Source organism: Fundidesulfovibrio sp. YSD1, from assembly GCF_055397115.1.
Map to the genome: position 1 here is coordinate 2,591,625 of NZ_AP043666.1, position 26,288 is coordinate 2,617,912.

Consider the following 26,288-nt stretch of genomic DNA (forward strand, 5'->3'; position numbering starts at 1 on the left):
GCCATGGACGTAAGCGCCCCGAGAACCTCCAAGAGCCTCCTGGCCCTGGCCGCGCTCGCCCTGGTGCTCCTGGGCGCGGCGCTCTCGGTGGTCACGTGGCGCAACCTCGTGGACCAGCGCAGGCTCATCGACCAGCACGTGCTCTACGCGGCCCGGGCCATCCTGCGCGGCGTGGAGGCCAACCTGGCCCGCGTGATGCCCATGCTCGGGCGCATGCAGCCCGAGGAGGCCCACGAGCGCCTGGAGGAGCTCTTCCGCGAGACCGCCGAATCCGGCGGGATCATGTTCCTGGGCGTCTACGACGAGGAAGGGCGCCTGCTGGTCTCCTCGGCCCCGCCCGAGGCCCGGGCCATGCTCGACGCCCCGCTGGACCAGCTCGCGCTCTCGGACCTCGCGCTCACGGGCGAGTGGTTCGGCAGCCTGCCCCTGGGCGGGGTGACCATGCTCGGCTACGCGGCCGCCGCGCGCCCGGGCCTGGCCGGGATCTCCCCCGGGCCGGGGCATGGACGCCGGGGAGGGCCGCCGCGGCAGCAACAGCGGCAGGAGCAGCCCCCCGTGTACTTCCTGGTGGGCATGAGCCTGGACGAGCATTACGCCCAGTTCGTGAACTTCCGGAACGCCGCACTGTTCCAGACCGGGTTCGTGCTGGGCACGGCCGCGCTCTTGTGGATCGTCATGCTGGCCTATCTGCGCAGGCGCGAGCAGGGGCGCAAGCTCGTGCGCCTGGAGAGCTTCCATTCCAGGCTCCTGGACTCGCTGCCCGAGGGGCTTCTGACCGTGGACGCCTCGGGCGTGGTTTCCTCGGTGAACCCGGCGGCCAAGGCCATCCTGGGCGAGAACCTGGTGGGCCGGCCCTTCGCGGAGCTGCCCGTGTCGCGCAGCCTGGAGGGCTGCCCGGACGCCTGCACCTGGCGTCAGCAGGAACTGGACGGCCGCAACCTCGAAACCCTGGCCGCGCCCATCGAGGGCGAGACCCTGGTGCTCGTGCGCGACCGCACCCAGCTGCGCTCGCTGGAGCGCGACCTGGAGCAGTCGCGCCACCTGGCCGCCGTGGGGCGGCTCGCCGCCGGGGTGGCCCACGAGATAAGAAACCCCCTGAGCGCGCTTCGGGGCTTCGCGCAGTTCTTCGCCTCCAAGCTCAAGGGCAGGGACCCCGAGGAGTCCTACGCCAACACCATGGTCCAGGAGGCCGACCGCCTGGGCCGCGTGGTCACGGACCTCCTCTACCTGGCCAGGCCGAGGCCCATGGAGCCCGTGGCCATGGACATGGAGGGGCTGGCGCGGGAACTGGAGAAACTCTTGCGCTTCGACCTGGAGCGCGCGGGAGCGGCGTTCACGGCGAGGCTCGAAGCGGCCGTCGTGTTCGCGGACCCGGACGGGCTCAAGCAGGCGCTCATCAACCTGATCCTGAATTCCCTGGCCGCGCTGCCCGGGGCGGGCGGGCACGTGACGCTCGCCACGCGCGAAGACGGGGCGGACACGCTGGTTGCCGTGGAGGACGACGGCCGGGGCATGGGCGAGGAGGAGCGTCAGCGCGTGCTGGAGCCGTTCTTCACCACCCGCAAGGAGGGGTCCGGGCTGGGGCTGTCCATCGTGCACAAGATCGTGCGCGACCACCGGGGCGCGATTGAGATCGAAAGCCGCGAGGGCGAAGGCACGGTGGTCACGCTCAGGTTCAGGAAGGGGCCCGTGTCCTTCGAGGCCGCGGCCCTTTCCGGTGGAGGAACATGAAGTCACTGCTGGTCATCGACGACGAGCCGGGCCATCGCCTGATGGTGCGGGCGGTCATGGAGGACGCGGGCTGGCGCGTGTCCGAGGCCGGGTCCGCCGAGGCCGGGCTTACGCTTCTGCGCGGCTGCCGCGACGGCGGGTGCCCGTCCGTTGTGCTCCTGGACATGAAGATGCCGGGCATGGACGGCATGCAGGCCCTGGCCGCCATCCGCGAAATCTTCCCGCAACTGCCCGTGGTCATGCTCACGGCCTACGGCACGGTGGGCTCGGCCGTGGAGGCCATGAAGCGCGGGGCGTTCGACTACCTGACCAAGCCTGCGGACAACGAGGAGTTGAAGGCCGTGCTCGGCAAGGCCTTCGAGTACGGCAGGCTGCTCGGCGAGAACAGGGACCTCAAGCGCCGGGTGGGCGAGGCGGACGCGTCCTCCAGGCTCATCGGCGACAGCCTGGCCATGCGCCAGGTGCGCGAGCTGGCCGCGCAAGTGGGGCCGGCCGAGGCCACGGTGCTGATCCTCGGCGAATCGGGCACGGGCAAGGAGCTTGTGGCCGAGCTGGTGCACGCCATGAGCCCGCGCCGGGAGCACCCGCTGATCAAGGTGAACTGCGCCGCGCTTCCGAACGAGCTCCTTGAGAGCGAGCTCTTCGGCTACGTGAAGGGCGCGTTCACGGGCGCGGTGAAGGACAAGCCCGGGCGCTTCCAACTGGCCCACGGGGGCACGCTCTTTTTGGACGAGGTGGGCGAGCTGCCCGTCAGCCTTCAGGCCAAGCTCCTGCGCGCCCTGCAGGAGCGCGTGGTGGAGCCCTTGGGTTCGGTGAAGCCGGTGGCCACGGACGTGCGCATCCTGGCGGCCACAAACCGCGACCTGCGCGCCGAGGTGGCCAAGGGCAATTTCCGCGAGGACCTCTATTTCAGGCTGGCCGTGCTCGAGATCGCCATCCCCCCCCTGCGCGAGCGCATCGAGGACCTGCCGCAGCTGGCCGCCTTTCTGCTCGACAAGCTCGGGGCCAGGAACAAGAAGACCGTGCGCTCGGTGAGCCCGGCTTTCCTGGAGGCGCTTTCGCGCTACCCGTGGCCCGGCAACGTGCGCGAACTCGAGAACGTGCTCGAGCGCGCCGTGATCCTCACGCGCTCGGACCAGCTCACCCCGGAGACCCTGCCCCCGCACCTGCTGGAGCCCGCCGCGCCCACCGGCGGCACGGCCCGCGAGGACAGGTCCCGCGCGGCCGCCGGGGAGGCCCCGGAGAGCTTCGAGGAGGCCGAGCGCCAGATACTCGTCAAGGCCCTGGAGGCCAACGAGGGCCACCGGGAGCGCACGGCGGACGCCCTGGGCATCAGCAGGCGCACCCTCCAGTACAAGCTCAAGAAGTTCGGGCTGGCCAAGCGATGAGCGCCAGCGTGGTCCGAAACGTGCCCGAGGCCCTGCGGCCCTTGCTGCCGGAGCTGGCGCGGGCGCTTGAGGACTTGCTGTCCCAGGCGCGTGGTGCGCTTGAGCGGGGTGCGCTTGGGGATGCGGCAGCGGGCGCGCACGGGCTCAAGGGCGCGTGCATGCGCTTCGGCCTTGAGGAAATGGGCGCGCACGCTGCCCGGGCCGAGGACGCGGCCCTGGCCGGGAACGGGCGGAACGCGGCCCTCGCGCTGGACGTGTTTGCGGCCGCTCTCGCGGCGCTTGGCGAGGCCTTGGGCTGACGCGCGCCGTGTTCCTGAACGGTGCTCCAGTGATTCGGGGCAAAAAACGGTGGTTGGTCCGGTGGGAAGGGGCGGCGTCCGCCCCGGAAGGTCATTCCTCGATGAGGCCGTTTTCCAGGCAGAAGGCGGCCAGCTCCAGCGAGCTTTTGAGCACGAGCTTCTTCTTCAGGTTGGTCTTGTGCTTCTCCACGGTCTTCACGCTCACGAAGATGGCGTCCGCGATCTCCTTGTTGGTCTGCCCCTTGGCGGCCAGCTTGAGCACCTGGCGCTCGCGCTTGGAGAGGCGCTCCAGCGGATCGGCGGTCTTGTTGCCCATGCGGCAGACCTGGGCCAGCATGGCGGAGACCTCGCGGGAGAAGAACGACTGGCCCGAGGCCACGGCGGATATCGCCGCGAAGAGCTCCTCGCTGGGGCTGTTCTTCAGCAGGTAGCCGTCCACCCCGGCCTGCACGGCCGAGGTGAGGTAGTTGTCCTTTCCGTGGGCGGTGAGGGCCAGGATGCGCACGCGCGGATGGCGGGACTTGATCTCGTGGATGGCCTCCACCCCGTCCATGCGCGGCAGGGAGAGGTCCATGAGCACCACGTCGGGGCCCAGTGAGCCGGCCAGGGTCACGGCGGAATGTCCGTCAGAGGCCTCGCCGACGACTTCGAATCCTGGATTGGACGTGAGAAGCGCCTTGAGCCCTTTACGGACTATCTCCATATCCTCGGCGAGAAGCAGTCGAATTCGTTTCATGATGTCCGGTCAGATGAAGTTGCGGACACATCGGCACAACAACGATAGCAAAAAAGCAATTCGAGTCAATGATAAAGTCCCCGTGCAGAGGCCGGGGCCAACGTATATCGGCTGTGGGAAACCGGCCAGGCCGGTTTTGCGGCGGCCTTGCCTGTGCCGGCGTTCCGACATGCGGACCGCAGGCTCGCGCCGTGTTACAACCCGAGCCCGGCCAGCACCTTCTCGGGTGGACGGCGCTCCGGGACCACGCGCAGGGGAAGCCCGCCCTCGTTGAACTCCTTGCTGACGTAGAGGCCGCAGAAGCACTGTCCGTACTCCTTCACGTCCTCCTCGCGGTAGGCGCAGGGGCAGACGATATCCTTGTCCATCTCGAAGCTGCCGGACGCCAGGCGGCAGGGGCAGGCCATGTGCCCGTAGCGCTCCTTGTTCACAAGGAGCATCTCGAGGAGCTCCATGACCATCTTGGTGTCGCGGTTGAAGAAGTAGCCCTTCTTCTCCTGGAAGGCCTTGAGCTTGCCGTGCAGTTCCTGGGCGTCCATGGTTTTAGTCTCCGAGGGCCTTGTCGAGTTCCTCGCGGTCGAAGCCGACCACCACCTTCTCGTCCACGACCACCGTGGGGAAGGACAGGGCCGGGTTGACCTTCTTGATGTACGCGATGGTCTCGTTGCGCTCCTCTCCGGAAAGCCTGTCCACGTACACGCACTCGTACTCGTGGCCCCGCTCGTCCAGGTACTCTTTGCAGTGCTTGCAGTGGATACAGGTTGAGAGCGCGAAAACCTTTATTTTCCTGGTCATTTGGGAGCTCCTTTTTGCTTGGCGGGGGTCCGGCCCCGGCTGCGCGGAGCGGACTGATATATTATCCGCCGTTCAAGGCGGTAGGTCAAGATGCTCAAGGGGTAGGTGAGGACCAGGTAGAAAAGCGCCAGCGGCAGGTAGGCCTCGAAGGTCTTGTAGGTGGCCGCGTTGACGATCTCCGCCCCCTTGGTCAGCTCGCGCACCGCGATGACCGAAAGCAGCGAGGAGTCCTTGATGAGCGAGACGAACTGTCCGGTGACCGGCGGGATGATGCGCCGCACCGCCTGGGGGAAGACCACGCTCCTGAGCGCCTGGGCGTGGGTCAGCCCCGTGGAGCGCGCGGCCTCCCACTGCCCCTGGGGGATGGATTCGATGCCCGCGCGGACCATCTCCGTGATGTAGGCCCCGGCGAAGAAGGCCAGGGTGACCATGCCCGTGAAAAAGGGGTTGTCCACGTGCACGATCACCGCGAAGCAGAAGTAGAAAATGTAGATCTGCGTCAGAAGCGGCGTGCCCCTGAAGATCCACACGTAGATGGTGGCGGCCTCGCGCAGCCAGATGTTCTCCGAGACGCGGGCGAGCCCCCCGGTCAGGCCGATGGCCAGGCCCAGCACGATGGCCCCGCAGGAGACGGCCACCGTGTTGGCGAAGCCCTGGATGAACAGCTCGCGGTACTGCCAGACCACGCTCCAGTCCCAGTTGTAGCGGATCGTGGACATCATGGCCGCGAGCGCCGCGGCGGCCACGGCCATGAGGGTCAGGCGGACTGCGATTCGTTTGGGCATAGAGGCCGTTGCCCCGGGCCAGCTCTGGGCTGGCCCCGGGCGGGGAGGCTACTGAAGCGCCGGCTCCACGTGTTTCTTGCGCAGCTCCTCGAGGGTGCCGTCGGAGCGGCGCAGCGAGACGAACATCTCGAACCAGTTCCACAGGTCGAAGTCGCCCTTGCGCATGGCGATGCAGAAGGGCTCATAGGTGAAGGGCTTGAGCAGCGCCTTGGTGGCCTGGGGGAACTCCCTGGCGTGCTTGGCGATGGAGAGCTGGTCGTAGAGGAAGGCGTCGGCGCGACCGTTGACCACCTCCTGCACGCAGGCGGACTCGTCCTTGTAGCGGTTGATGGTGGCCTTGGGGAAGCGCTTGGTGGCCAGGATGTCCGCCGTGGTGCCGGTCTTCACGGCGATGACACGCTTCGGGTCGTCGAGCTTGTCCACGCTGTCCACGTCGGGGGCGCGCTTGGTCGAGATCAGCGCGCACAGCCCGGTGGTGAAGTAGGCGCTGGTGAAGGTGATGGTCTTGGCGCGCTCGAGCGTCCCGGTGATGCCGGAGATGATCAGGTCGATCTTGCCGGTCTGGAGCGCGGGGATGAGCCCGGTCCACTCCATGTCCTTGATCTCGAGTTCCACGCCCAGGTCCTTGGCGGCTTGCCTGGCCAGGTCCACGTCCAGGCCCACGGGCTGGCCCTTTTCGTCGGTGGACTCGAAGGGCGGGTACTTGAGCTCCATGCCCACGATGAGCTTCTTGCGGCTCACGATCTCCGTGAGCAGGCTCTGCTTGTTGATCTCGAAGGGAGTCTGGGCGAAGGCGGACTGCGCCGCCAGGAGAACGGCGGCGATGATGACGAGTGATCTGCGCAGCATGGGGCATCCTCCCGGGTAGCGATGATTGCCCCCTCTTAGCCCAGAAGCGCGGGAGCGTGAAAGCGTTTTTTGCGTTTGCCAGCTTAGGGATGCGAGGCATCCCCGGGCCTGGCCCGGCCGGTTACGCGTCCCTGAAAAACAGGAACATGTTTTTCAGGGATAAAAATAGTTATTTCCAATTATTATCCAAAAAATAAAGGGGCGTTCATTTTGTGGCGCACACTAGAACCGGGCCTCCACGGCCCGGCGCACGGCCTTGAACACCGCCCCGGGGTCGCCCGTGGCGTCGATCATCGCGAAGCGGCCGGGCTCGCGCGCGGCCAGGGCCTTGAACCCGTCGCGCACGCGCTGGTGGAAGGCCGTCTCCAGCGCCTCGAAGCGGCCCTCGGCCTGGCTGGCCCCATGGGCCATGTTGCGCCCGCGCGCCCGGGCGAGCCCCGCCTCCACGGGCAGGTCCAGCACCACGGTGAGGTCCGGCGAGAGCCCGCCCGTGGCCACTTCACCAAACATCAGCAGCCGCTCCACGTCGAGGCCCCGGCCGAAGCCCTGATAGGCCACGGTGGAGTCGTGGTAGCGGTCGCAGAGCACGTCGGCTCCCCGGGCCAGGGCCGGGCGGATCACCTCGGAGACGTGCTGGGCGCGGTCGGCCAGGTACATGAAGAGCTCGGCCGCCGGGTCCAGGTGGGTGTTTCGCGCGTCGAGCAGGATGCGCCGGAGCTCAAGGCCCAGGGCGCAGCCGCCTGGCTGTCGGGTGGTCAGCACGCTGCGGCCCAGATTGGCGAGCCAGTCCGCCGCGAGCGCGATCTGGGTGGACTTGCCCGCGCCCTCTACACCTTCAAAGGTAATGAACATTGGGACGGGCCCTTTTCCTGGGGCTTTTTCGGGGGGGCGGACTCGGGCTTCACCCGCACGGGATTGAACACGTAGCGCTCCAGGGCCTTCACGTAGCCGGTCACGCCCACCTTCTCGGGGTCGTCCACGGCGGCCTGGAACTGGTGGATCTTGGCGTCGATGTTGTCCGCGAAATGCAGGATCATGGCTTCCGGGGTCATGGGCGTCTTGGGCGAGCCGAAGGCCAGCTCGCCGTGGTGGCTCACCAGCATGTGCTTGAAGTGCAGGGCCAGCCCGGGGTCCAGGTCGCGGGCCCTGGCCAGGAAGGGCTCCAGGATGCCCAGCGACAGCACGATGTGCCCGAGCATCTGGCCCTCGTCGGTGTATTCGCGCGTGAGCCCCGAGGAGAGCTCCCAGGCCTTGCCCATGTCGTGGAACGCGGCAGCGGCCAGCAGGGTGTCGCGGTCCAGCGCGGGGTAGAGCTGGCAGAGCGAGAGCGTCACCCGGCACACGGCCAGGGTGTGCTCCACGAGCCCGCCCCGGTAGGCGTGGTGCATGGCCTTGGCCCCGGGCGCGGCCAGGAGCTTCTCCTTGATCGCCGGGTCGGAGAGCACCTTGCGGCAGAAGCGCCGCCAGGGCGCGTGGCCTATGTTGGCGGCCAGGAACTCCTCCAGTTGGGCGTAGAGGGCCTCGGGCTTTTCCGCGCTCTCGGGCAGGAAGCTGCCGTAGTCCACGCCCTCGGGCGAGGGGCCGAGCGTTTCAAGGGAGTCGAGGTTCAGCTGGCGCTGGTCGCGGTAGGTGGTCACGGTCCCGGAGGCGACCACGAACTGCCCTGCGGGGAGCTCGTCGAAGGCCATGGACCCGGGCGACCAGAGCTTGGCCTCGATGGTGCCCGAGCAGTCCTGGAGCTTGAGCGTCCAGAACGGGCCGTTGCGGGCCTGGCCCTTGGAGGCCTGGGCCAGCAGGAAGGATTCGCTGACCTGGTCGCCAACGGACAGGTCGCGCACGAAGATTCGTTTCTCGGTCACCGGCTTGCCTCCGACAAGGGCATGCGGTACTTGCCCGCAATGCCACGGCGAAACTGCCCCGAGGGCAGGGGGGTTGTCAATCGACGCGGCGGATTTTCCCGGCATCATTGGAGAAAGCGAATGAGAATCCTTCTGACCAACGACGACGGCATCCAGGCCGTGGGCCTGCGCTCGCTCTATCACGCGCTCGTGCGCGCCGGGCACGAGGTGCACGTGGTGGCCCCGGTCACGGAGATGAGCGCGGTGGGCCACGCCGTGACCCTGGCCGCGCCCCTTCGCGTGAAGGTCTTCGACGAGAAGAACTTCTACGGCCAGGGCGTGTCCGGCACCCCGGCGGACTGCGTGAAGCTCGGCCTGACCACGCTTCTCGAATCCCAGCCCGACCTCGTGGTCTCGGGCATCAACGCCGGGGCCAACGTGGGCGTGGACATCCTCTATTCCGGCACGGTCTCGGCCGCCACCGAGGGCGCGCTCATGGGGTTGCCCGCCCTGGCCGTCTCCTTTGACGGCTTCAACCCCGGGGACCTCGCGGAGCAGGGCGACAAGACCGCTGAATTCCTCGAAACGGTGGACTGGCCGGCCCTGCCCAGGCACTGCGTGCTGAACCTGAACTTCCCGGACCTGCCCCTGGCCCAGGTAAAGGGCATGCGGGTCTGCCCTCAGACGCGCGCGGGCTACAACGACTGGTACGAGGAGCGCGTGGACCCCAGGGGCAAGAAATACTACTGGCTCACCGGCGTCATCCCGCCCGAGCGCGTCTCCGCGGGCAAGGACCGCGCCCTGCTCACCCAGGGCTACATGACGCTCACCCCCCTGCGTTTCGACTTCACCGACCACGAGACCATGGAGAAGCTCTCGGGCCTGAACTGGTGACCGGCCCTCTCGCGCCTTCAAAAACGGCCCCGCAAGGGGTTTTTTGCGTTGCGTGTAAACGTAAATAGTGTAGTCTGCCGCAAAACAATACCGTAAAGGCGGCAAACGGTATGCTGAACATCCTCATCGTCGACGATGACGAGGTCACCCAGTTCCACGCCAGCCAGCTTCTGCTTCCGCTGGGGCGCAACCGCCTGGCCTGCTCGGGCGAGGACGCCATCGCCCGCGTGCGCGGGTCCATCGAGTCCGGGGAGCGCTACGACCTGATCCTCATGGACGTGATGATGCCGGGCCTGGGCGGGCTCAAGGCGGTCAGCGAGATCGTCGGGCTCTACAACGAGCACAGGGTCCCCCTGGAGAGGCGGCCCAAGATCGTCATGCTCTCCTCCGTGGAGGAGCGCGAGACGCAGATCGACGCGCTCTACGCCTGCGGGGCGGACGTCTACCTGACCAAGCCCCTGGACGACCTGGTGCTGCGCAAGGCCCTGGCCGGGCTTGGGCTGCCGGTCCGGCTGGCTTGAGCCCCGGCCGCTACAGCTCCACCTGCACGCCCAGCTCCATGACCCGGCCCGGGGGAATGTTGAAGTACGACGAGGCAGGGCGCGAGTTGCGGCTCATGAACTCGAACAGGCGCTTGCGCCACTGGGCCATGGGCGCCTTGCCCGTGGTGAAGAGCGACTCGCGGCCCAGGAAGTAGGTGGTGTCGGCCGGGTCCGTGGCCAGCCCGGCCGCGCGCGCGTATTCGAGTATCTGGGGCACGTCCGGGGTCTGCATGAAGCCGCAGATGGCCACGACCCGGAAGAACCCTTCCCCGAGCCCCACGATGTTCAGGCTGTTCGCCAGGCTGGTGTAGGGCTCATCCGAGGACTGCACGGAGAGGATGATCACCTTCTCGTGCAGCATCTTGGTGTGCTTGAAAAAGTGCAAAAGCGTCACGGGCGCGCCCGAGGGCGACACCGAGAGGAACACCGCAGCGCCCTTGGCCCGGTGCGGGTTTTTCGAGGCCACGTCCTTCAGGAAGAGCTCCAGGGGCATGGCCCCGGCGTGCAGGGCCTGGCCCAGGGCCGCGCGCCCGTGCTTCCAGGTGATCATGCACGTGACCACCGACACCGCGATGACCACCGGTATCCACCCGCCGTCGAAGATCTTGAGCAGGTTCGAGCCGAAGAACGAGATGTCGAAGCTCAAGAAAAGCGCGAGCAGCGGCAGCACCTTCCACAGCGGCCAGCCCCAGCGCTTGTGCGCCACCAGGAAATACAGGCAGGAGGTGATGGTCATGGTGGCGGTCACGGCGATGCCGTAGGCCGCGGCCAGGCGGCTCGATTCCTTGAAGATGAGCACCAGCGCGATGCAGCCCCACATGAGCATGGTGTTGATCTCGGGGATGTAGATCTGGCCTTCCATGTGGTGCGAGGTGTGGATGATGCGCACGCGCGGGAAGTAGCCCAGCTGCACGGCCTGGCGCACGATGGAGAAGATGCCCGAGATCATGGCTTGGGAGGCGATGATGGTGGCCATGGTCGAGAGCGCCACCATGGGGTAGACGAAGGCCATGGGCACGATGCCGTAGAACGGGTTGGCCACGATGGCCGGGTTGGCGATGAGCCCCGCGCCCTGGCCGAAGTAGTTGAGCAGCAGGCCCGGGTAGGCGTAGACGAGCCAGGACAGGCGGATGGCTGTTTTGCCGAAGTGGCCCATGTCCGCGTAGAGGGCTTCGCCGCCGGTGATGCACAGCACCACCGAACCCAGCACCACGATGCCGTGGAAATGGTTGCGGGCGAAGAAGTCCACGGCGTGGGCAGGGTTCAGCGCCGCGAGCACGTCCGGGTGCTTGAGTATCTGCATGACGCCAAGCCCGCCGATCACCAGGAACCACAAGAGCATCACCGGCCCGAACACCCGGCCGATGCCCGCCGTGCCGTGCTTCTGGACCATGAACAGGCCCAGGATGATGCACAGCGTCAGGGGCACCACCACGGGCCCGGCCCTGTCCGTGGCCACCTCCAGGCCCTCCATGGCCGAGAGCACCGAGATGGCGGGCGTGATCACGGCCTCCCCGCACAGAAGCGACGCACCGCAAAGCCCAAGAAGCGCCGAAACGGCGGCCGTGGCGCCGCCGAGCTTCTTCACGGGCAGAAGCTCCATCAGGGCGAACATGCCGCCCTCGCCCTTGTTGTCCGCGCGCAGGATGAAGGACACGTACTTCACCGTGATCACCACGGTGAGCGACCAGAAGATCAGCGAAAGAACCCCCAGCACGTTGGCCGGGGTCAGCTCGATGGCGTGCAGGCCGTGGAAGCACTCCTTCACGGCGTAGAGCGGGGACGTGCCGATGTCGCCGTAGACGACGCCCAGCGCGCCCAGCGCGAGAAGGAGGGTCCTTTTGGAACCGGAAGCGTCGCCCGTGCTCATCGGCTCCCCATGTATCGCCCGGGTTCGCGGCCTGTCAAACCTGTGCGGGAATTTTCCGGCAAGGCTTGCGCGGGCGGTCCTGGCGGGGTATCTGGGGCGAGACTCGAAAAACCAAGGAGAGCAGTCATGACTAAAATCCTCCTGGCCCTGGCCGTGCTCTGCGCGGCCGCCCCCGCGTACGCCCAGCAAAAGGTCTACCAGTGCGTGCGTCCCGACGGCACCGTGGTCTGCACCGTGACCGACAAGTCCGGCGAGCCCAGCGTCACCTGCAACCACGAGTGCGTGGACTGCAACATGGTCTGCGTGGCGAGGCTGCACGTGATGGAAGAGGACGGAAGCAAGGCGCCCGTGGTCCCGCCCGCCGTGCAGGGCGAGCGCCGCCAGCCCTCCGGCGGGGCCGAGGAGACTCCGGAATACTGCCGCCGCGTCTACCAGGACTGCGTGGCCAAGTGCAAGTCTGACCCCATGAACAAGTCCCGCTACGACATCGACGCCTGCGTGTCCGGCTGCGACAGCTGGTACTCCGGCTGCGGCATGAAGCCCTGACCGGGTTTGGATGCCCGGGGTGCGAAACGTAAGGCCCGCCTGCGCCATCCGGCGAGGGCGGGCCTTCGTCTTGCCGGACCCCCAAAACACCAGCCCCCCTGAGGAAGGGGGGCTGATGCGAGGGTGGAGGAGGACCGGCCCGGGGGTGGCTTATTTCCCCGGGCCGGGATGAGGGACATTTCTATTGCACGGGGATGGACCGGAACATGGGCTGTCCCTGGCGCTTCACCAGAACCAGCACGGCTCCGTTGGCCTTCCCTTCCTTGTTGATGACGGCGGCGGCCTCCTCGGGGGTGGCCACGGGCCGCTGGTTGATCTCCACGATCACGTCGCCCTTGCGGATGCCGGCCTCGGCCGCTGCGGAGCCGGGCTCCACGTTCACCACCATGAGGCCCCCGGCCGGGCGGCCCGTGCGCGGGTCGGCGGTGGAGAGGGTCATGCCCAGGGTGTCGCCGGACTGGGCGGAATCGCCGTCCTGCTGCCCGGCCTGCTTGAGGTCGCGCTCCACCAGGGTGACCTTGGCGGTCTTGGACTGGCCCTTGCGGACGTAGGTCACGTTCACGGACTCGCCCGGGGGCATGGCTCCGATGCGGGTGGTCAGGTCGTGGGCGTCGGTCACGGCCTTGCCGTTGACCTCGGTGATCACGTCGCCGGCGGCCAGGCCGGCCTTCTCGGCCGGGCTGCCCGGGCCCACCTGGCTGACCAGCGCGCCCTTGGCGGCGGACAGGCCCAGGGCCTTGGCGGTGTTGTCGTCCACGGGCTGGATGGTCACGCCCATCATGCCGCGGCGGACCTTGCCCTTGTTTTTCAGCTGCTCGACCACTTCCTTGGCGATGTTGGAGGGCACGGCGAAGCCGATGCCCTGGCCCGAGGCCACGATGGCCGTGTTGATGCCGATGACCTCGCCCTCCAGGTTGATGAGCGGGCCGCCGGAGTTGCCGGGGTTGATGGAGGCGTCGGTCTGGATGAAGTCGTCGTAGGGGCCGGCGCCGATGATGCGGCCCTTGGCCGAGATGATGCCCGCCGTGACGGTGTGCGCCAGGCCGAAGGGGTTGCCGATGGCCACCACCCAGTCGCCCACGCGCATCTTGGCGGAGTCGCCCAGCTTCAGGAAGGGCAGGGACTTGCCGTTGTCTATCTTGATGAGCGCAAGGTCGGTCTCGGGGTCGGTGCCGATGACCTTGGCCTGGATGGTCTTTTCGCCGTTTTGCAGCTTCACGCTGATCTTGTCGGCCTTTTCCACCACGTGGTTGTTGGTCAGGATGTAGCCGTCGGCCGAGATCAGGAAGCCCGAGCCCAGCGAACGGGAACGGCGTTGGGGCTGCTGGTTGAAGAACTGGTCGAACTGGTCGAAGAAGTCGTCGAAGGGGGTTCCGCGCGGGATCTGCATCCTCGGCTGGCGCTGGGTCTGCTTGGGCGCGGTCTCGGTGAACACGTTCACCACGGCCGGTCCCGCCTTCTCGGCCAGGTCGGCGATCTTGGGCAGTTCGGCCAGGGCCTGGCTGGCCATGAGCAGGACGATGAGGGAACTCAAGAAGGTGGTGCGCATGAAAGTCGTCCGGTGCATTGTTCTCTCCTGATTTCCGGGCAGCGGTCCGCTACCCGTGATGCGGGGAATTAGTGCCTGTAAATGACAGGAATCTTTCCAGGATATGAACAGATGTTCATGTGGGGGAGGACTCACTCCGTGTTCCTCTCTGCGATTTCCAGTTCTCCCCATTTATATGCCGGGGACCCTTGCCTTACGGAATGGGCCCACGTTCGCAGAATGAGGAGGGAGGGAATGGGGGGACGGCGCCCAACGGTGTTGCTCGTGACGGCATGGATCGTTTTGTCCGCATCTTTGTTGGTAACCAATCACTTCAACGACATTCTCAAGCAGTGGGCAGCGACAAGATGTATAATGAATGGTGTTAACCCTTATTCAGTCGCGCTGAATGTTCTCGATAATTTTGTGGGTGATAGTGCTGCCAAGCTCAAGAATATAACAGAAATACGAGAGGTTATGTTGGGTGGCCAAGGGTCGCTGGTCGATGCCTGTCGCCCGACGGACACGACATATAGCCCTGCGGCGCTTGGGTCCCTCACCGTCACGATGGGCTTCCTACGGGACGAATGGGCCGTTTCGTTGTGTTGGTTTCTGGTTAACTTGGCATTTCTGTTCTCACTGACACATTCGCCGACAATGTCTTCCTTGAGGGGAGAGGCTCTTTTCGGGATTCAAAAAAACCTGATTCTGACGCTGGCGTTTGTGCCCGTGCTCTTCGCCCTGGAGATAGGGCAGTTTTCGATCATGGTCCTGGCGGGCTTGCTCTGGGCCTTGGACAACGAAGACCGGCCGCTGGTCGCGGGAGCCGCCCTTTTCCTGGTCATGCTCAAGCCGACCATGGGGGTGCCGTTGCTCGCGTTGTTCACCGGGGGGAAAAGGTGGCTCGCCGTGGCGGTCTGCGTTGCGTTGTGCCTGGCGTTTTCACTGGTCGTCGCCGTCATGACGGGGACAGCCGTACAGGAGCTTTACCGGCAATGGTTCCGGGTCGGATGGTACTACGGGTGGAACAAGCACTGGAGCATGACCGCCGACGCGGTGTGGTATCTGAGGTATTTGCTTCTGGGGGGCGCGTTCGTCGCGGCCTATCTGTCCGGCAGGATTTTCGGCAAGGATGGAGTCGTGTACGCCGGAGTGTTCTCCATGTCTTGGACGTACAACAGCCTTTACGATTTCGTGTTGTGCCTGCCATTTTTCGTCATGATTTTCGGCAGCAGGATGAGGCAACTCACGGGGCTCACCAGTGGCAGGGCCGTGCGCCTCGCGCGCGGGCTTACGCTTGTCGGCTACCTCGCCATATGCGCCTATTCGCTGTTGGCTTGCCTGATCGTCCAGGGCGTGCTCTCGAGCGGCTGGGGAGTGGTGAACAGGGGGAGGGCCATGCTCGTGGATTTGTTGGCCGTGGCATCGCTCGTCATGCTGTTTACCGGCGCATGCGGAAAATACGGTGTCAGCCCGTTGCCGTTCTTGTCCCCTTCAACGCGCAGGACGTCAGCACGGGAAGGATAGGCTCACAGTCAGGCCTGATCCTCCACTCCCGCCCTCCAGTAGATCGAGCCTGGCCCCGTGCAGCCGGGCCACGGCGGCCACCAGCGAGAGCCCCAGGCCCGAACCGGGGGTGCCCCGGCTCTCGTCCAGGCGGTAGAAGCGCTTGAGCACGTTGGCGCGCTCGGACTCGGGGATGCCCGGCCCCGTGTCGGCCACGAGAAGCGCCACCGCGCCCGCGCAGGCGTCGGGAGAGCCCTTGGAGTTGCGCGCCGGGGACTCCGGGGCCGCGTCCGCCAGCCCGGAGTCGGCCGGGCGAGCCCCCGGGGCGCAGGCCGCGCGGCGCACTTCCACGCGCACGCTGCCGCCCTCGGGCGTGTACTTCACGGCGTTGTCCAGGAGGTTGGCCACGGCCTGGGAGAGCAGGTGGCGGTTGCCGCGCACCATGAGGCCCTCCTCGCAGTGCGCGGCCAGGGTGATGTTCTTGTCCTCGGCCAGGGGCTCGTAGAGCTCCACGGCGTCGCGGGCCAGGGCCGCGAGGTCGAGTTCCCGGAACTCGCTCCCGGCGGCGGCGGACTCGGCCCGGGCGATGGTCAAGAGCGCGTTGAACGTGGCGATGATGGATTCGGCCTGGGCGATGGCCTCCTCCATGGCCTGGCGCTGGGAAGCCGGGTCCGGCGGCTCGAGGAGCGCGAGCTCCAGGCGCGAGCGCAGGCGCGTGAGCGGGCTCCTGAGGTCGTGGGCGATGTTGTCCGAGACCTGGCGCACGGTTGCCAGAAGCTCGCCGATGCGGTCGAGCATGTCGTTCAAGTTCCCGGCCAGCCGGTCGAACTCGTCGCCCGAGCCCGAGAGCGGGATGCGCTTGTGCAGCGCGCCGCCCATGATCTCCTGGCTGGCGCAATTGACCTCGTCCAGGCGCTTGAGCAACTTCAGGCTCATCACGTGGCCCCAGATGAGGCCCATGATCACGGTGATGAAGATGCCGCTGGCCATGGCCCGGGCCATGATGGTGCGCGCGCGCAACACGTCCGAGAGCTCGCGGCCCACGAGCATGTGCACCTTGCCGAAGAGCGTGACCACGCGCACCCTGGCCTCCAGGGGCTTGGGGTCGTTCTCGGCGGTCACGGGGATGGTGTGCCACTCGGGGAAGCCCTTGGGGTCGATGGAGCGGGGCCAGACGCGCATGTTTCCGGCCAGGTAGTGGAACTCGCGGTCCACCAGCAAATAGATGTTGGAGCGCGAGGCCTCGCTGCGCTGGCGGCTGGAGATCTGCATGGAGAGCGCGGCCAGCCCGCGCTCGTCGTACTGCTCCACCAGGCTCCAGACCTCGGACTCGATGAGCTCGTCGGTCTGGCGCATCATGAAGGTCACGGCCGCCCACCAGATGAACCCGAAGACCACCGTGGCCGAGATGGCGAACAGGGCCACGTACCACAGGGCCAGCCGGAAGCTGAAGGTCTTAAGGAGCTTCGGACGTATCACGCAGCATGTATCCCGCGCCGCGCACGGTGTGCAGGAGCGGCTTGTCGAAGTCCTTGTCGATCTTGCCGCGAAGCCTGGAGACGTGCACGTCGATGACGTTGGTCTGCGGGTCGAAGGCGTAGTCCCACACGCGCTCGAGGAGCATGGTCCGCGTGACCACCTGCCCGGCGTGGCGCATGAAATACTCGAGCAGGGCGAACTCCTTGGGTTTCAAGTCGATGGCCCTGCCCGCGCGCTTCACGGTGCGCGCCGTGAGGTCGAGCTCCAGGTCGGCCACGGCGAGCGTGGTGGCGGGCTTCTCGGCCCGGGCCCTGCGGCCCAGGGCCTCCACCCTGGCCATGAGCTCGGCGAAGGCGAAGGGCTTGGTCAGGTAGTCGTCCCCTCCGGCGCGAAGCCCTTCCACGCGGGCGTCCACGTCCGAGAGCGCGGAGAGCACCAGCACGGGCGTGGTGTCCCCGGCGGCGCGCACGGCCTTGAGTATGGAGATGCCGTCCATGCCGGGCAGCATCCTGTCCAGGATGATCACGTCGAAGCCTCCGGCCGTGGCCCGGTAGAGCCCGTCGCGGCCGTCGGCCGCGTGCTCCACGGCCATGCCCTGCTCCTTGAGGCCCTTGACCAGGTAGGACGCGGCCTGGGGGTCGTCTTCCACCAGCAGCACGCGCACGGCTAGAGCCTCACCTCGCCGGAGAGCGCGGTCCCCTCCCGGATCACCGCCTGCTTGCCGGTTTCGTTGATCACGGTGGCCGCGCCGGTCACGCTCACCCCGGCCTCGAAGAGCACGTCGCCCTTCACGGCCAGGCACTGGCAGGCCTTGAGCGAGGGTGCGCCGTGGGGGAAGCGGGACATGAAGTCGTCGATCTTTTTAAAGAACCTGGAGTCCAGGTGCACCTCGGGCATGTGGCCCTCGACGTCCGGGGAGGGCACCACGGTCTGGTCCTCGCTGACGCGGTAGCAGTCGGACATGACCACCAGGAGGTCCGAGGTGGTCTTGACCGGGGCGAAGCGCGTCCTGGGCACCTTCACGGCCTGGGCCGACTCGAACGCGGACACGGCCGAGCCCATGGCCGTCTCGATCTGGATCACCGCCGGGGACTTGTGGTCGCGCGGGTCCAGGGTCTTGGGGTTCAGGATCAGGTCCAGGGGCATCATGCCGTTGGCCACGAAGACCTTTTCCATGGCCCTGAGGTCGATCCAGAGGGAATTGGTGTTGAAGAACCTGTGCCGGTTGATGTCCTGGAAGGAGCCCAGGTCGCGCTCCAGGCACTGGGCGATCTCGCGCAGCACGAGGCGTCCGTTGGTGCGCAGCCTGGCCAGGTGCCCGCCCTTGCGGTCCGAGGGCGTGCGGCCCGCCACCTCCATGACGAAGGGCGCGCCCTCCTTGACCATGAAGCCGAGCAGGCGCTCGTCCATCACCGCGCCCAGGTTGTCCGAGTTGGAGATGAACGCGTAGTGGATGCCCCGGTCCAAAAGCTTGCGCAGCACCTTGGAGGTCACCAGCGCGGTGTAGAGGTCGCCGTGGCCCGGGGGGTTCCATTCCAGCTCGGGGTTGCCGGGCCAGACCGCCGGGGAGTGGTCCTTGAGCAGTATCTTGGGGTAGCGGTGCTGCAAAAACGCCAGGGGTAGCCCGCCGGGGCCGTTGTCGAAGCCCTCCACCTTGAGCATGGTGTCCAGGTGGGTCTTGAAGCTGTTCATGAACAGAAGCGGGATGTTCTTGCCGTGCTTTTTGCGCAACACGCGCATCTGCCCGATGATCAGGTCCAGGAAGCTCATGCCGTCCTTGACCGTGATCAGGCTCTTGGCCTTCTCAAGGCCCATGGACGTGCCCAGCCCGCCGTTCAGCTTGATCACCGCGCAGTGGGCGATGGCCTCGCGCCCGGCCTCGGCGTAGGGGGCCAGGGTGTCGTAGTCCGGGACCTCGTGCTCGGTGAGCGGGAGCAGCTCGTCCTCGGGCAGCTTGCCCTGCGCCCCGTAGAGCAGCCGGGCGTAGTAGCACTTGAAGATGTTGATGACGATGGGCGGGATGCCCTGCTCCTCCATCTTCAGGCCGAAGGGGCGGAACATCTCGATCATCTGGGGATCGGCGGTCTTCATGCAGTCCATTATCATGGCGGAATGTCCTTGCGCGTGCGTGTGTCACGTCGGTTTCATCCCCCGTGTGCGTGAAATGACCCCCCGCGTCAAGACGGCTCGCGCGCGGCCGTGGCCAGGGCCGAGGCGAGTATCAGCGCGCCACCGGCGAGTTGCGCCCAGGACACCGGCTCGCCCAGCCCGAAGTGCGCCCCGGCCACGGCCACCACGGGCACGGCGTTGATGAAGAGCGAAGCCGTGGAGGCCTGCACCTTGGAGAGCGCATAGTTGTAGGCCAAAAAGGCCCCCACCGTGGCGAAGAGCCCGAGCGCGGCCACGGCGGCGAGCGCGGCCGCGGGGACCGCCGCCCAGTCCGGCGGGGAGGCCGCGAAGAAGGGCAGGAAGAACGCCTGGCCCCAGAACATCTGCAGGCAGGTGAGCGACAGGGGGGAGAGCTCCCTGGCGAGGCCCGCCGTGGCCACCATGTACACCGAGGCCGAGGCCACGGCCAAGAGCATCAGCACGTCGCCCGCGTTCACCGGGCCGGTGGATATTCCCACCAGCAGGCACACCCCCGCCAGGGAGGCCGCCACGCCCGCCACGCTTCGCCCCCCCGGCCAGGCACGGCGCCAGGCCGAGGCCAGGGCCAGGACCATCACCGGGATGGCCGCCGAGATGAGCGAGGCGCTCACGGCCGAAGTCAGGCGCAGGGCGTATGTTTCCAGGGCGAAGTAGCAGCCCGGGAAGAGCAGGGATATGGCGAAGGCCTTGGCGTGGGTCCCGGGCGGGACCCCCCGCAGCCCGCGGAGCGCGACGGGCGCGAGCAGGGCGAAGGCCAGGGCGAAGCGCAGGAAGAGAATGGTGAACGGCGGCAGGTGCTCGAGCGCCACCTTGGTGGCGGTGAAGGACAGCCCCCAGAACAGCGCGGCCGCGCACAGGGCCGGGAACGCGGCGAAACCTCCACGAATCATGGAAAACCCCCAGGAGAAACGGATGCGTGGGGGATAGCGCCGGCGGGCCGGGATTTCTTGGATGAAATTGCGCGGGCGCGCTTTTCCTGGCGTCGCGCCCTTGAAGGGCATGAACATGCCCCTCAGGGATAAGAATAACTATTTCAAATTATTATCCACAAAATAAATGTACGCTTGTTTGGCGGGCGCCACACTAGCCGCCGGAGGCGGCCCGGTACTGCCCGGGGGTGGCCCCGGCGTAGCGCCTGAAGGCCCTGTTCAAGTGGCTCTGGTCCGTGAAGCCGGATTCCGCGGCCGCGCTGGCGATGGTCGCCCCGTCCGCCAGCAGGCGCTTGGCCAGTTCCACGCGCTTCTGCGCGCGGTAGGCCCCGGGGGTCACGCCCAGGGCCAGGCGGAAGATGCGCGGCAGGTGGCAGGGCGAGACGCCCACGGCCCGGGCGGTCTCGCGCAGGGGCACGCCGTGCGCCGGGTCCTGGGCGATCAGCCGGGCGGCGTCCAGCGCGGCCAGGCGCTCGGCCCGGGCGGACTGGCCGCATACGGCCGTGGCCCGGGGCGAGCGCAGGAGAAGCCCCAGGGCCTCCTCGAGCAGGGCCAGCTTGGCGGCCGCTCCCGCTTTCGCGTCCTGGGCCTGGGCGAAGCGCGAGAAGGCCCTTGCCGCGCCCTCGTCGTCGACCAGGGCCGGACCTCCGGCGTCCAGGCCGCCAGGGACGGCCCCGGCCCCTTCCAGGCAGGGCCGGAACCAGTCCGGGTCGAAATAGAACTTGCGGTACTTGAGCTGCGCGCCGGGGTCCGGGTTGCAGGCGTGCGGCTCCCCGGGGGGCAAAAAGACCAGCGTGCCCGGCCCGGCGGGCCAGCGCCCGCCCCGGCAGTCCATCATGGTCGAGCCCTCCTCCACCACGGCCACGGAGAAGGTCTCGTGGGTGTGCAGGCCGAAGGGCGCGCCCTGGATGCGCGAATCGCGCGATTCCAGGAAGGGCAGGTCTGGGTCGCGGGTGAAGGTGTTCGCGCATCGGGGCGCGGCCATGGTCCTGTCCGTCCTATTCGTCTTCCAGGTTCTTGCGCACCCAGCTCACGGCGGCGGCCACGGTGGGGAAGCCGATGGTGGAGGTCAGGCCCAAGAGGGCGTGGTAGATCTCCTCCAGGGTGGCCCCGGCCTTGACCGCCCGGCGCGCGTGGGAGAGCACGGAGCCCTCGGAGTGCGCGGCGGCGGCCGCTCCCAGCTGCACGAGCAGGATGGTCTTCTCGTCCAGGGGGCCCGCGTCGCGCACGGCCTTTCCCAGGGCCTCCACGGCGTCGATGCAGGCGGGGTACTTGGCGCGCATGAGTTCGTAGTGCCTGGGCTTCAGTTCGTCCTTCATGGCTGACTCCTGTTGCGCCTGGCCCGCTCAGGGCATCCAGCGCAGTATTTCGGTTGCGGGCCTGGAGCGTTTCCAGTCGAGGAATCCCTCCAGGTCCCTGACTCCGTCCTCGATCACGGCCTTGTACACCTCGATGCCCATGGCGCCCGCGTCCGGGGGCATGTCCCGCTTGATGGCCAGGATGGCCAGGCGCGTCTCGGGCGTGAGCGCCGCGGCGATCCGGTCGGCCACCTGTTCGAAATACCCGGCGTAGGGCGACTGGTCCATGATGTGTATGATGTCGAGCTGCCACATCTCGCCCTGCCTGTCGAGACACCATGCGTGCCACTCCAGGCACATCTCGCCGGTGTCCATGCTGTTGAGGAACTCCATGCGCTTGACCGAGGGGTTCGCGGCGAGCCGGGCCATGGCCGCGAAGCTCGCCTCCACGGTGAAGGGCGAGGAGTAGACGTGGATGTCGATGTCGCGCCGCGTCATCATGAGCCCGGTCCTGAGCGAGCCCACGAGGTTGGCCGTGGCCCCGGCCTGCCGCCAGATTTCGAGGGCCTGGGTGTCCTCGAGCACTTGCCGGGCCTGGGCGCTCATGCGCGCGGACCGTTGGAGGAGTTCGTCTGCGCCGGTCATGCCGGATGCTCCCTGCTGTGGTGAAAGAGGTGTTCCTATCCTGGCGCACCATCGCCAGCAAGCGCGGCGACGGGCAGGGAGGCGGTCCGGCGTGTTGACGCGGTGGCGACGTTCAAGCAAGAAGAGGATCATGAGCGAGTCGTGCAGGAACCAGGAAGAGCTCCTCGCCGAACTGGGCGAACTGAGGCTTCGGGCCGAGAGGCTCGAGGAGGCGTGGCGGTCCGTGCGCGAATCCGAGGAGCGCTACCGCAAGCTCCTGGAGACCGTCAGCGACTACGTCTACACCGTGCGCGTGGAGCAGGGCCGCGCCGCCCACACCGCCCACGGCCCGGGCTGCGCGGCCGTGACCGGGTTCACCCCGCCCGAGTTCGCCCGGGACCCCAACCTCTGGTACTCCATGATCCACGAGGACGACCGCGCCTCCGTGCTCGAGCAGGCCCAGCGGCTCCTGCGCGGTGAGGACACCGGCCCCATGGAGCACCGCATCCTGCACAAGGACGGCTCCGTGCGCTGGGTGCGCAACACCCCGGTGCTCAGGCGCGACGCCTTCGGCAGCGTGAACTTCTACGACGGCATCATCCAGGACATCACCAACGCCAAGAACATGGAGGCGAAGGCCATGCACGCCTCCCTCCACGACCCCCTCACGGGTCTGGCCAACCGGATGCTGCTCATGGACCGGCTGGCGCGGGTGACCGAGGCCGCCCGGCTCGACGGGGCCAAGGTGGCCGTGCTCTTCGTGGACCTGGACAACTTCAAGCCCGTGAACGACCGCCTGGGCCACGCCGTGGGCGACGAGGTGCTCAAGGAGGCCGCCGCGCGCATCCAGGGCCAGGTGCGCGCCTCGGACACCGTGGCCCGCGTGGGCGGGGACGAGTTCGTGGTGGTGCTGCCGGGCCAGAAGGGCGAGGCGGGCGCGGCCGAGGTGGCGCGCAAGGTCATCCGCGACGTGTGCCGCCCCTACGACAGCCTGGGCGGGGAAAAGGGCCCGGGCGCGAGCATCGGCATCAGCCTCTACCCCGACGACGGGCTCGACCCCTGGGAGCTCATCCGCAAGGCCGACGCGGCCATGTACTACGTCAAGAACCACATCCGCTCGAGCTTCGCCTTCCACTCCAGCCTGACCCGCGAGGCCGGGCCCGGGCCGCACGACCTATGAGGAGCCTCATCGAGGCGGGCCGATCCGCGCCCGGGCGCTCGCTGGCGCGCGGGCCGGTGGTGCTCTTCACCGTGGACCCCAAGACGCTCCGGGCCACCAGCGTCAGCGCCAACGTGGAGCGCGAGACGGGCTACACCCCGGCCGAGTTCCTGGCCGACCCGGAGATATGGTGGAAGAGCCTGCACCCCGACGACGAGCCGGCCGTGCGGGCCTCCTTCGAGACGCTCTTCGCGTCCGGCGAGGTCAGCCGCGAGTACCGCATGCGCGTGAAGGACGGCTCCTGGCGGCTGGTGCGCGACCAGCTGGTGCTGCGCTGCGGCCCGGACGGCGAGCCCCTGGAGATCGTGGGCTGCGCCTACGACGTGCAGCACCGCAAGAGCCTGGAGGAGGCCCGCCGCAGCGAGGCCGCGCTCTTCGAGGCCATGTTCCGCAAGCATTCCGCCGTGATGCTCATCCTCCAGCCGGAGACCATGCGCATACTCGACGCAAACGACGCGGCGCTCGGGTTCTACGGCCGGGACCTGGGCGCCCTGCGCTCCATGGCCCTGGCCGACCTCTGCCCGGGCAGGCCCGAATGCGCGGACACGTCCTTCTGGCGCGAAGGGGCGGAGTGCTGCCAGGGCAGGCCCTGCAGGCACCTCTGCGCGGGGGGGGGCTACCGCGACGTGGAGATGCGCGTGAGCCGCATCCGCGTGGCCGACCGCGACGTGCTCTTCGCCATCGTCAGCGACGTGACCAAGAGCGTGAGGGCGCAGCGGGCCCTGGCCGAATCCGAGGCCAGGCTCAGGAGCCTCTACGAGAACAGCACCGAGGGCATGTTCCAGTCCACCATGGATGGCCGCTTCCTCTGGGTCAACCCGGCGCTGGCCTCCATCCTGGGCTACCGCTCGGCCAGGGAACTGGTGGAGGGCGTCACGGACATCCGCACCCAGGTCTACCACGACCCGGCCGAGCGCGACGCCGTCATGCGCGAGCTGGCGGCCACGGGCTTCGTGGAGCGCAGCGAGATACGGGTGCGCCGCCGCGACGGCTCGCCCCTGTGGGTGTCGGCCAGCTCCTGGGCCGTGCGCGGCGGCAACGGGGCCATCGTGCGCGTGGAGGGGGTGCTTGGCGACATCACGGCCAGGAAGCGCGCCGAGTCCGAGCGCATGCTCCTGGCCACGGCCGTGGAGCAGGCGGCCGAGGGCGTGGCCATCCTCACGGGCGGCACCTGGGGAGTGGAGTACGTCAACCCGGCCTTCACCAGGATCACCGGGCTCGACCGCTCGGCGGTGCTGGGGTCGGCCTTCTTCGATTTCTTCGGCAGGGGGCGCCGCCCCATGCCCGTGCGCGACATCATGAGCGCGCTCACCGAGGCCAGGGAGTGGAGCGGGCCGGTGACCGACCTCAAGCCCGGGGGCGAGCCCATCGTGGCCGAGGCCATCTTCTCGCCCCTGCGCGACGAGTCCGGGCGGGTGACCAACGCCGTGGCGCTCCTTCGCGACGTGGCCCACGTGACCCGCCTGGAGAAGCGCCTGCGCCGCGCCGAGAAGCTGGAGGCCGTGGGCACCCTGGCCGGGGGCATCGCCCACGACTTCAACAACATCCTGACGCCCATCCTGCTCAACGCCGAGGTGGGCATGCAGCTCCTGCAGGAGGGCGACATCCTGCGCAGGCCCCTGGAGGAGATCATCCAGGCCGGGGGCCGGGCCAGGCAGCTCATCAAGCAGATCCTGGCCTTCAGCCGCAGGGGGGACCTGCGCACATCCAGGATCTCGCTGAACGGCATCGTGAGGGAGACGCTGGCTGGAGTCAGGCGCTCCCTGCCCCCGGACGTGGAGCTGAGCTTCGAGGACGGCGGGGAGGGGCTCGAGGTCATGGCCGACCCGGGCATCGTGCACCAGCTGGTGGTGAACCTGGCCGACAACGCCCTGCACGCCATGCGGGACCGGGGCGGCAGGCTGGCTGTGGGCCTCGCCCGCAGGACGGCGGGAGCGGCCCACGCCCACGCCCCGGACGGCCTGGCCCCGGGCGAGTATGCGGTGCTCTCGGTGGAGGACGCGGGCCACGGCATGGACAAGGGCCTCATGAGGCGCATCTTCACCCCGTTCTTCACCACCAAGAAGCCGGGGGAGGGCACGGGCATGGGCCTGGCCATGGTCTACGGCGCGGTCAGGTCCCTGGGCGGGGGCGTGCGCGTGGAGAGCGAACTGGGCCGGGGCAGCCTGTTCGAGGTCTTCCTGCCCCTGGCGGACTCGACCCAGGGCGCGGCACGGGCCCACGGCGGCAGGGCCCTGGTGGTGGACGCCCAGGCCTTCTCGCGCCGGGCGCTCGGCATGCAGCTTTCCGACCTGGGCTTCAAGGTGACCATGATGCGCGACGCCTCCAGGGCGCTCAAGGCCTTCTCCAAGGTGCCGTGGCTCTTCGACGCGGTGCTGGCCGGGGAGGACCTGAACGGCATGTCCGGCCGGGCCTTCCTCAAGGCGTGCCGGGCCGTGCGCGAGGACGTGCGCCTGGTGCTCCTCTCGGACAGGGCCGAGGCCGGGTCGCTCCTGGGCGTGGTGGACGCCGTGCTCCAGCGCCCCGTGGCCCCCCAGGCCCTGGCCGCGGCCCTGACGGGCCAGCCGGACGCTACCAGTTAGACGCGGCGATCTCGAAATGCGCCTGCGGGTGGGCGCAGGCCGGGCAGCGTTCGGGCGCGGCGGTGGCGTGCCTGGTCCAGCCGCAGTGGCGGCAGCGCCAGGTCACGGGCTCCTGCCTGGCGAACACCCTGCCCTGGCGGATGTTCCCGGCCAGGGCCAGGAAGCGCTCCCTGTGCCCGGCCTCGGCCACGGCGAGGGCCGCGAAGACCGCGGCGGCCTCGGCGAAGCCCTCCTCCCGGGCCGCGGCGGCGTGGGCCGGGTAGTCTTCGGTGGCCTCGCGCGCCTCGCATCCGGCCGCCTCCTCCAGGTTTTCGAGCGTCGTGCCCCCAAGCGAGGAGCGCAGCGCGAGGCTCACCTCGGCCTCGGCCTCGCCCATGAGCTTCTGCAAGCGCCTGGCGTGGGCGCGCTCCTGCTCGGAGGCCTCCTCGAAGATGGCCGCGATCTGGACGTAGCCTTCCTTTCGAGCCTGCTTGGCGTAGAAGCCGTAGCGCACGCTGGCCTGGCACTCCCCGGCGAAGGACGCGAGCAGGTTCTTTTCGGTGCGGGAGCCTTTCATGTCGGGCATGGGTCACCTCCAGTCTCCCAAGTGATCAAAATAAGTGGCCAAGTCAACTCGCCACGCGCCGCCGGGGCGGCGGAAACCCCTCCCTTCGTTGACAAAAAACGGTTCCTGAGGCTATATTTACGCGCTATCGCGGCGAT

Annotated in this window: 26 protein-coding genes; 9 read left to right on the forward strand and 17 right to left on the reverse strand. The window is 67.9% G+C overall.

What is annotated here, in order from left to right; genetic code table 11:
* Positions 1-3 precede the first annotated feature (3 nt).
* Genes ACZ5V4_RS12180 through ACZ5V4_RS12190 form a run of 3 tightly spaced genes read left to right on the forward strand, consistent with a single transcriptional unit; the run spans position 4 to position 3,418 of the window.
* Positions 4-1,731 (forward strand): two-component system sensor histidine kinase NtrB, encoded by a 1,728-nt coding sequence (locus ACZ5V4_RS12180; protein ID WP_464315125.1) that lies wholly within the window; start codon positions 4-6, stop codon positions 1,729-1,731.
* Positions 1,728-3,119 carry a sigma-54-dependent transcriptional regulator gene (locus ACZ5V4_RS12185; RefSeq protein WP_464315126.1) on the forward strand — a complete coding sequence of 464 codons (1,392 nt, stop codon included), beginning with the start codon at positions 1,728-1,730 and terminating at the stop codon, positions 3,117-3,119. The genes ACZ5V4_RS12180 and ACZ5V4_RS12185 overlap by 4 nt, the downstream gene beginning before the upstream one ends.
* On the forward strand, positions 3,116-3,418 hold the full coding sequence (locus tag ACZ5V4_RS12190; RefSeq protein WP_464315127.1) for an Hpt domain-containing protein: 303 nt from the start codon (positions 3,116-3,118) through the stop codon (positions 3,416-3,418). Before ACZ5V4_RS12185 ends, ACZ5V4_RS12190 begins: the two co-directional genes overlap by 4 nt.
* A 91-nt stretch (positions 3,419-3,509) precedes the next feature.
* Here ACZ5V4_RS12190 and ACZ5V4_RS12195 read toward each other — a convergent pair whose 3' ends face one another.
* The 7 genes from ACZ5V4_RS12195 to ACZ5V4_RS12225 form a co-directional block, all read right to left on the reverse strand.
* A complete protein-coding gene (locus tag ACZ5V4_RS12195; RefSeq protein ID WP_464315128.1) occupies positions 3,510-4,154 on the reverse strand; it encodes a response regulator in 645 nt (214 codons plus the stop codon).
* A gap of 194 nt (positions 4,155-4,348) precedes the next feature.
* Entirely contained in the window at positions 4,349-4,693 is a 345-nt protein-coding gene (locus ACZ5V4_RS12200) for a ferredoxin-thioredoxin reductase catalytic domain-containing protein (protein WP_464315129.1), read from the reverse strand.
* 4 nt (positions 4,694-4,697) lie between these two features.
* A complete protein-coding gene (locus ACZ5V4_RS12205; protein WP_464315130.1) occupies positions 4,698-4,949 on the reverse strand; it encodes a glutaredoxin family protein in 252 nt (83 codons plus the stop codon).
* The gene (locus ACZ5V4_RS12210) at positions 4,946-5,734 is read right to left on the reverse strand and encodes an amino acid ABC transporter permease (RefSeq protein WP_464315131.1); all 789 of its coding nucleotides are present in this window, start codon (positions 5,732-5,734) and stop codon (positions 4,946-4,948) included. Before ACZ5V4_RS12210 ends, ACZ5V4_RS12205 begins: the two co-directional genes overlap by 4 nt.
* A 48-nt stretch (positions 5,735-5,782) precedes the next feature.
* Positions 5,783-6,583, reverse strand: coding sequence for a transporter substrate-binding domain-containing protein (locus ACZ5V4_RS12215; protein ID WP_464315132.1), 801 nt, complete (start codon positions 6,581-6,583; stop codon positions 5,783-5,785).
* Positions 6,584-6,805: 222 nt separating this feature from the next.
* Positions 6,806-7,435, reverse strand: a complete 630-nt coding sequence (gene tmk / locus ACZ5V4_RS12220) for a dTMP kinase (RefSeq protein WP_464315133.1) — start codon at positions 7,433-7,435, stop codon at positions 6,806-6,808.
* The gene (locus ACZ5V4_RS12225) at positions 7,411-8,442 is read right to left on the reverse strand and encodes a 3'-5' exoribonuclease YhaM family protein (RefSeq protein ID WP_464315134.1); all 1,032 of its coding nucleotides are present in this window, start codon (positions 8,440-8,442) and stop codon (positions 7,411-7,413) included. Before ACZ5V4_RS12225 ends, tmk begins: the two co-directional genes overlap by 25 nt.
* A gap of 120 nt (positions 8,443-8,562) precedes the next feature.
* Here ACZ5V4_RS12225 and surE point away from each other — a divergent pair, with 120 nt between their 5' ends.
* Both surE and ACZ5V4_RS12235 read left to right on the forward strand, forming a co-directional pair.
* Positions 8,563-9,315: a 5'/3'-nucleotidase SurE gene (gene surE / locus ACZ5V4_RS12230; protein ID WP_464315135.1), complete on the forward strand. Its 753-nt coding sequence runs from the start codon at positions 8,563-8,565 to the stop codon at positions 9,313-9,315.
* A gap of 110 nt (positions 9,316-9,425) precedes the next feature.
* On the forward strand, positions 9,426-9,836 hold the full coding sequence (locus tag ACZ5V4_RS12235; protein WP_464315136.1) for a response regulator: 411 nt from the start codon (positions 9,426-9,428) through the stop codon (positions 9,834-9,836).
* Between the two features lie 10 nt (positions 9,837-9,846).
* Here ACZ5V4_RS12235 and ACZ5V4_RS12240 read toward each other — a convergent pair whose 3' ends face one another.
* The gene (locus ACZ5V4_RS12240) at positions 9,847-11,727 is read right to left on the reverse strand and encodes a potassium transporter Kup (protein WP_464315137.1); all 1,881 of its coding nucleotides are present in this window, start codon (positions 11,725-11,727) and stop codon (positions 9,847-9,849) included.
* Positions 11,728-11,853: 126 nt separating this feature from the next.
* Between ACZ5V4_RS12240 and ACZ5V4_RS12245 the strand changes: the two genes are divergently transcribed.
* Positions 11,854-12,273 (forward strand): hypothetical protein, encoded by a 420-nt coding sequence (locus ACZ5V4_RS12245; RefSeq protein WP_464315138.1) that lies wholly within the window; start codon positions 11,854-11,856, stop codon positions 12,271-12,273.
* Positions 12,274-12,454: 181 nt separating this feature from the next.
* On the opposite strand, the gene ACZ5V4_RS12250 is transcribed toward ACZ5V4_RS12245, so the two are convergent.
* On the reverse strand, positions 12,455-13,840 hold the full coding sequence (locus tag ACZ5V4_RS12250; RefSeq protein ID WP_464315139.1) for a DegQ family serine endoprotease: 1,386 nt from the start codon (positions 13,838-13,840) through the stop codon (positions 12,455-12,457).
* A 246-nt stretch (positions 13,841-14,086) separates the two neighbouring features.
* On the opposite strand from ACZ5V4_RS12250, the gene ACZ5V4_RS12255 reads away from it, so the two are divergent.
* A complete protein-coding gene (locus ACZ5V4_RS12255; RefSeq protein ID WP_464315140.1) occupies positions 14,087-15,328 on the forward strand; it encodes a glycosyltransferase family 87 protein in 1,242 nt (413 codons plus the stop codon).
* Here ACZ5V4_RS12255 and ACZ5V4_RS12260 read toward each other — a convergent pair.
* The 7 genes from ACZ5V4_RS12260 to ACZ5V4_RS12290 form a co-directional block, all read right to left on the reverse strand.
* Positions 15,311-16,786, reverse strand: a complete 1,476-nt coding sequence (locus tag ACZ5V4_RS12260; RefSeq protein ID WP_464315141.1) for a sensor histidine kinase — start codon at positions 16,784-16,786, stop codon at positions 15,311-15,313. The two genes, ACZ5V4_RS12255 and ACZ5V4_RS12260, sit on opposite strands and share 18 nt — an antisense overlap.
* On the reverse strand, positions 16,764-17,450 hold the full coding sequence (locus ACZ5V4_RS12265; protein ID WP_464315142.1) for a winged helix-turn-helix domain-containing protein: 687 nt from the start codon (positions 17,448-17,450) through the stop codon (positions 16,764-16,766). The genes ACZ5V4_RS12260 and ACZ5V4_RS12265 overlap by 23 nt, the downstream gene beginning before the upstream one ends.
* Positions 17,451-17,452: 2 nt before the next feature.
* Complete coding sequence (locus ACZ5V4_RS12270) at positions 17,453-18,892, reverse strand: UTP--glucose-1-phosphate uridylyltransferase (RefSeq protein WP_464315143.1); 1,440 nt, start codon at positions 18,890-18,892, stop codon at positions 17,453-17,455.
* A 71-nt stretch (positions 18,893-18,963) separates the two neighbouring features.
* On the reverse strand, positions 18,964-19,824 hold the full coding sequence (locus ACZ5V4_RS12275; RefSeq protein WP_464315144.1) for a DMT family transporter: 861 nt from the start codon (positions 19,822-19,824) through the stop codon (positions 18,964-18,966).
* Between the two features lie 193 nt (positions 19,825-20,017).
* Entirely contained in the window at positions 20,018-20,848 is an 831-nt protein-coding gene (locus ACZ5V4_RS12280; RefSeq protein ID WP_464315145.1) for an AraC family transcriptional regulator, read from the reverse strand.
* 13 nt (positions 20,849-20,861) lie between these two features.
* Positions 20,862-21,182 (reverse strand): carboxymuconolactone decarboxylase family protein, encoded by a 321-nt coding sequence (locus ACZ5V4_RS12285; RefSeq protein ID WP_464315146.1) that lies wholly within the window; start codon positions 21,180-21,182, stop codon positions 20,862-20,864.
* Positions 21,183-21,209: 27 nt separating this feature from the next.
* The gene (locus ACZ5V4_RS12290; protein ID WP_464315147.1) at positions 21,210-21,806 is read right to left on the reverse strand and encodes a hypothetical protein; all 597 of its coding nucleotides are present in this window, start codon (positions 21,804-21,806) and stop codon (positions 21,210-21,212) included.
* Positions 21,807-21,936: 130 nt separating this feature from the next.
* Between ACZ5V4_RS12290 and ACZ5V4_RS12295 the strand changes: the two genes are divergently transcribed.
* Positions 21,937-22,965, forward strand: a complete 1,029-nt coding sequence (locus ACZ5V4_RS12295; protein WP_464315148.1) for a diguanylate cyclase domain-containing protein — start codon at positions 21,937-21,939, stop codon at positions 22,963-22,965.
* Complete coding sequence (locus tag ACZ5V4_RS12300) at positions 22,962-25,586, forward strand: hybrid sensor histidine kinase/response regulator (protein ID WP_464315149.1); 2,625 nt, start codon at positions 22,962-22,964, stop codon at positions 25,584-25,586. Before ACZ5V4_RS12295 ends, ACZ5V4_RS12300 begins: the two co-directional genes overlap by 4 nt.
* On the opposite strand, the gene rbr is transcribed toward ACZ5V4_RS12300, so the two are convergent.
* Complete coding sequence (gene rbr, locus ACZ5V4_RS12305) at positions 25,576-26,151, reverse strand: rubrerythrin (RefSeq protein ID WP_464315150.1); 576 nt, start codon at positions 26,149-26,151, stop codon at positions 25,576-25,578. The genes ACZ5V4_RS12300 and rbr overlap by 11 nt on opposite strands.
* Positions 26,152-26,288: the final 137 nt, after the last annotated feature.